Raw genomic sequence first — 4,908 nt, 5'->3', positions numbered from 1 at the left:
GCCGTCCCACACCCCGGCCGACGCGCCGGCTGGAGCTTATCCCCTCCCCCCCTTTCGCCGCGCCCCTCGGCCGCGCGGCTCCGGCTCCGGCTCCGGCTACGTCAGGGGTCGGCTACGGCGGTCGGGGCGGCCGCTCAGTCGTTCTGGTTGCGGTCGGCCGTGGCGTTGAGGGAGGCGATCAGGACGCTGAGGCGGGTGTTCCAGTTCGCGGCCGTCGGTGCGTCGATGGCGTGCTTCTTCGCCATGTCCCGGACGGTCTTCTGGGCGTTCTTCAACTCCTGCGCCGCGTCGTCCGGCTGGCCCTCGTTGAGGCGGGCGGAGGCGTCGTCGAGGGTGTGCAGCAGGTCGACCTGACGGTCGCGCTCCTTAGTGACCTGGGCCTGGGCGACGGACTGCCGCAGGGCGTTCAGCTGGACGGCCGCGGCCTGGCCGTGCGGCGGGACCGGACTGGCCGACGGCGTGGGGATCGCGGCCGGGCCGGTGGGCGCGGGGGTGGTCGCGGTAGGGGTGGGCGTCGGGGCCGCCGGGGTCGTCTGGGCGGGCTTGGTGACGGAAGGGGCGGCGGACGGGGTGGCCGGGTCGTCGAAGGCGGTGAGCGCCAGCATCGCGGCGCCCGCGACCCCCACCAGCCCGAGCGCGCCGAGGACCAGCGGCTTGCGGCGGCTCTCCCGGACGGGCTCGTCGAAAGCCTGCGGGTCGTAGCCGGGCGCGTCGTAGACGGGCGGCGCGGACGGAACGGGCGCCATCACCGAGGTGGCGGGCGAGGCGTGGAGGTGCGCCGCCTGGACCGGCACGGGCGGCAGGACCTGGGTGGCCTGGCCGGCCGGGGCGACGCCGAGGAGCTCGCCCGTCGGGTCGCCGACCACCAGCCCGGGTATGCAGGAGAGCAGCTCGGCCCGCGCCGCCGCCGCGTCCGCCGGCCGGTCGGCCGGGTTCTTGGCGAGCAGCCGCAGCACCACCGCGTCCAGCGCGGCCGGCACCCCGGCCCGTCTCGCCGACGGCGGCAGCGGCTGCTCGCCGACGTGCTTGTACGCGATCGCCACCGGCGACTCGGCGGTGAACGGGGTGGCACCGGTGAGCATCTCGGTCAGCACGCAGCCGACCGCGTACAGGTCGGTGCGCCCGTCCAGCTCGGACGCCGTGGCCTGCTCCGGCGAGAGGTACGCCGCCGTGCCGAGCACCGAGGCGGTCTGGGTGAGGTTGCTGGAGGAGCCGGCCCGGGCGATGCCGAAGTCGACGACCTTCACCCCGCCGTCGTCCGTGATCATGATGTTGCCGGGCTTGATGTCGCGGTGCACCAGGCCCGCGCCGTGCGCGACGGCCAGCGCCTCGCACACGGCCGCCGCGATGCCGACCGCCCGCTCCACCGGCAGGCCCGGCTGCTGGGCGAGCAGGGCCGCCAGCGAGCGCCCGTTCACCAACTCCATGACGATGTACGGCGACCCCTGGTCCACACCGGAGTCGAAGACCATGACGATCCTCGGGTGCACCAGCATCGCGGCGTGCTGCGCCTCACGGCTGAACCGCTCGGCGAAGCGCGGGTCGTCGGCGAGGCCCCCGTTGAGGACCTTGACGGCCACCTGGCGGCCCAGCACGTGGTCCACGCCCCGCCAGACGGTGGCCATGCCGCCGACGCCGAGCATCTCGACGAGTTCGTAACGCCCGTTAAGCGCCCGACCGATCACTTGGAGCTCCCCTCACGTGCCCTGCCCGGGGTCCCGGACCGCCTCGTGCACCTGTGCACGATAGCCGCCGACCCCCACCGGTTCCGGACGAGCGTCCGCCGGGCCGTCCTGGACCGGCACCGGCAGGCTGCCGTACCGCTGCATCCGCTGCCAGCGCAGCCGGGACCCGGCCAGCGCGGTGAACACCGACTGGATCACCACCAGGTACATCAGCTGCCGGTACACGAACTGCTGCAGGGGCAGGCTCCACAGCGGGCCGAGCCGCTCGCCGTCCAGCCGGAACGCGTAGACGCCCATCAGCAGCTGGAGCAGCAGGAACGCCAGCCAGAGACCGACGATCCGCACCGGGTCGAGGAAGGCCAGCCCGTAGAGCGCGAAGACGTCCACCACCGGGGCGAGCAGCGGCAGCAGCACCTGGAACAGCAGCAGGTACCCGAGGCCGCGCCGGCCCAGCTTGCCCGCCTGCCCGCCCTGGCGCAGCGCGCCGCGGTGCTTCCACATCGCCTGGAGCGTGCCGTAGCACCAGCGGTAGCGCTGCCGCCACAGGGCGGAGAGCGAGGCCGGCGCCTCCGTCCAGGCCTTCGCGCGTTCCTCGTACACGACCCGCCAGCCGTCCCGGCAGAGGGCCATCGTGAGGTCGGTGTCCTCGGCGAGGGTCTCGTCGCCGACGCCGCCGGCCGCGAGCACGGCCGAACGGCGGAACGCGCCGACCGCGCCCGGGACGGTGGGCATGCACTCGCCCAGGTCGAAGAGCCGGCGGTCCAGGTTGAAGCCGACCACGTACTCGATGTGCTGCCAGCGGCCGAGCAGCCCGCCCCGGTTGACCACCTTGGCGTTGCCGGAGACGGCGCCCACCGCCGGGTCGGCGAAGGGCTGCACGAGCATCCGGACGGCGTCCGGCTCGAAGACGGTGTCGCCGTCGACCATCACCAGCAGCTCGGCGCGGGCGGCGGCGATGCCGGCGTTGAGGGCGGCCGGCTTGCCCGCGTTGGCCTGCCGGATCACCCGCAGGTAGGGCAGGTTCAGCGACTCCACCAGGTCGGCGGTGCCGTCGGTGGAACCGTCGTCCACCACGATCACCTCGACCGGGTGGTCGGAGGCGAGCAGCGAACGGACGGCGGCCTCGATGCCGGCCGACTCGTTGTACGCGGGCACGATCACGCTGACCGGCTCGGTGACCGGCGGGCCCCACGCCCGGCGCCGACGCAGCTTCCGGTGCCGGCGGGCGGCGGCCAGGACGACGACCGCGCGCACCACGCTGACCGCGCCCGCCGCGTAGAGCAGCCAGCCCAGCACGGTCAGCGTCAGGTCGCCGGTCCGCAGCACCTGGACCAGGGCGAGGCCCTGCCAGTGCTCGGTCCCGGTGGCCGGACGGACCGGGTCGGGCAGGCCGACCGCCTCGCTGACGGTGGTGAAGCGGAAGCCGATCCCCTTCATCTGGGGCAGCAGGCCGTCCAGTGCGGCGACGGTCTGCATGCGGTCGCCGCCCGCGTCGTGCATCAGCACGATCTGGCCCTGCCGGTTGCCGGGCTCGCCGATGACCGTGTTCACGATGGACTCGATGCCCGGGCGGCGCCAGTCCTCGCTGTCCCGGGTGGTGAGCACGGTGAGGTAGCCCTCGCGGCCGGCCTGCTGGACGGCGGACCAGGCCGGGTCGTCCAGGGCGTCGGCGGTGGACGAGTAGGGCGGGCGCAGCAGCGAGGTGGTCACCCCGGCCGCTCCGGCCAGGGTCAGCTGGGTCTCGCGCAGCTCCAGCGAGCGGCGCCACGCGGGCTGGGTGCCGAGGTCGGTGTGGGTGAAGGTGTGCACGCCGAGCTGGTGGCCCTCGGCGACGATCCGGCGGACCAGGTCGGGGTGGGCGGCGGCCTGGGTGCCGACCACGAAGAAGGTGGCGTGCACGCCGTTGCGGCGCAGGGTGTCCAGGACCTCCGGGGTCCAGCGCGGGTCCGGGCCGTCGTCGAAGGTGAGCGCGACCGTGCCGGGCTTCGGGCCCGCGCTGCGGGGCTGCGGGCCGGCCGCGTCGATCACCGGGCCGCCGTCGCGGACCGCCTCGGGGACGGTCGCCGAACCGGCCGGGCGGGCGTCCTGGTCCGGGCGGTGGTCGAAGAGGTGCTGGGTGTAGCCCTGGATCAGCAGGGTGGCGGCGAGGGTGAGCAGCAGGGCGGTCAGCAGCAGCCAGTGGGTGCGCAGCGGGCCCTGGCGGACGACGCCACGGCGGCCTCGGCGGGCGCGCGGGGCCGGGCGGGCGGTTCTTCGGCGGCGGGAGGTGCTCACGGGGGCGCTTTCGGGAGGGCCGGACGGGGGCGGGGCCCGGGGACGGCGGGTGGCACGGGGACGGCGGATAGCACGGGGACGGCGGGTGGCACGGGCGTCGGTCCGGCGCGTCGGGTCCGGCCGGGGCGGGTCCGGCCGAGGCGTCGGGGTCAGGGCGTCAGGGCGTCGGGGCGTCGGGGTCAGGGCGTCGGGGTGGCCTTGCCGGGCTTGCCGCCCCCGTTGCCGGAGTTGCCGGGTGCGTCGGTCGGGCGGCCGTGGCCGGGGGTGGGGGTCGCATTGGACCCGCCGTTCCCGTTCCCGTTGCCGTTCCCGCCGGGGTTGGCCGACGGGGTGGCCGGCGGAGCGGACGGTCCGGCCGAGGGGGCCGACGCGGGTGCGGACGGCCGTGGGGTGGCCGACGCCGGGGCACCGGCGCGGTGGTCGGCCGCCGTCGGCCGCGCCGTCCCGGGCTGCACGCTGTCCGGCCCGGGCGAGCCGGTGATCGTCGGCCCCACGGTGGGCTCCGGGTCGGCCGGTGCGGGCGCGGCGGCGCTCGGCCCGGGCGGCAGCGGCAGGAACGGCGCGCTGACGGTCGGGCCGCCGAGCACGGTGCTGGCCAGCAGCGCCAGGTAGCCGGCGGCCGGCACGGCGAGCAGCAGGCCGAGCCTGCGTACCCGCCGCTGGCGGCGGCCGGAGGAGTCCACGAACACCGGGGGGACGGTGGCGTCGGCGGCCTCTTCGGAAGAAAAGGCGGCCGGGGAACCGGGCAGCGGATCCCCGGCCGCCGGCTCGTGGTCGTACCAGGTGACGGTCACGGTCGGGTCCAGGTCTGGTCTGGTCGTGCGGGGTGGGGGCCGCCCCCCGCCCCGGGGGGGGGGCGCCCCGCGACCCGGCCGGGCCGGGCCGGGGGGCGGGCGGGGGGGGCCCGGCCGGGCCGGCCGGGGCCGGCCGGGGGGGCCGGGGGGGTATA

The 4,908-nt window shown here is 76.3% G+C and carries 3 protein-coding genes; all 3 read right to left on the bottom strand.

What is annotated here, in order from left to right; all coding sequences use genetic code 11:
• Nucleotides 1–134 precede the first annotated feature (134 nt).
• Nucleotides 135–1,685: a protein kinase gene (locus ACFC1F_RS12545; protein ID WP_376157622.1), complete on the bottom strand. Its 1,551-nt coding sequence runs from the start codon at nucleotides 1,683–1,685 to the stop codon at nucleotides 135–137.
• A 12-nt stretch (nucleotides 1,686–1,697) separates the two neighbouring features.
• Complete coding sequence (locus ACFC1F_RS12540) at nucleotides 1,698–3,959, bottom strand: bifunctional polysaccharide deacetylase/glycosyltransferase family 2 protein (protein WP_376157620.1); 2,262 nt, start codon at nucleotides 3,957–3,959, stop codon at nucleotides 1,698–1,700.
• A 179-nt stretch (nucleotides 3,960–4,138) separates the two neighbouring features.
• Nucleotides 4,139–4,753 (bottom strand): hypothetical protein, encoded by a 615-nt coding sequence (locus ACFC1F_RS12535; RefSeq protein ID WP_376157618.1) that lies wholly within the window; start codon nucleotides 4,751–4,753, stop codon nucleotides 4,139–4,141.
• Nucleotides 4,754–4,908 lie beyond the last annotated feature (155 nt).

Source organism: Kitasatospora sp. NPDC056181 (genome assembly GCF_042266225.1).
In the GTDB taxonomy this organism is placed as follows: Bacteria; Actinomycetota; Actinomycetes; order Streptomycetales; family Streptomycetaceae; genus Kitasatospora.
The sequence above is the reverse complement of the archived record's forward strand: the minus strand, read 5'-3'. Positions and strand labels throughout refer to the sequence as shown.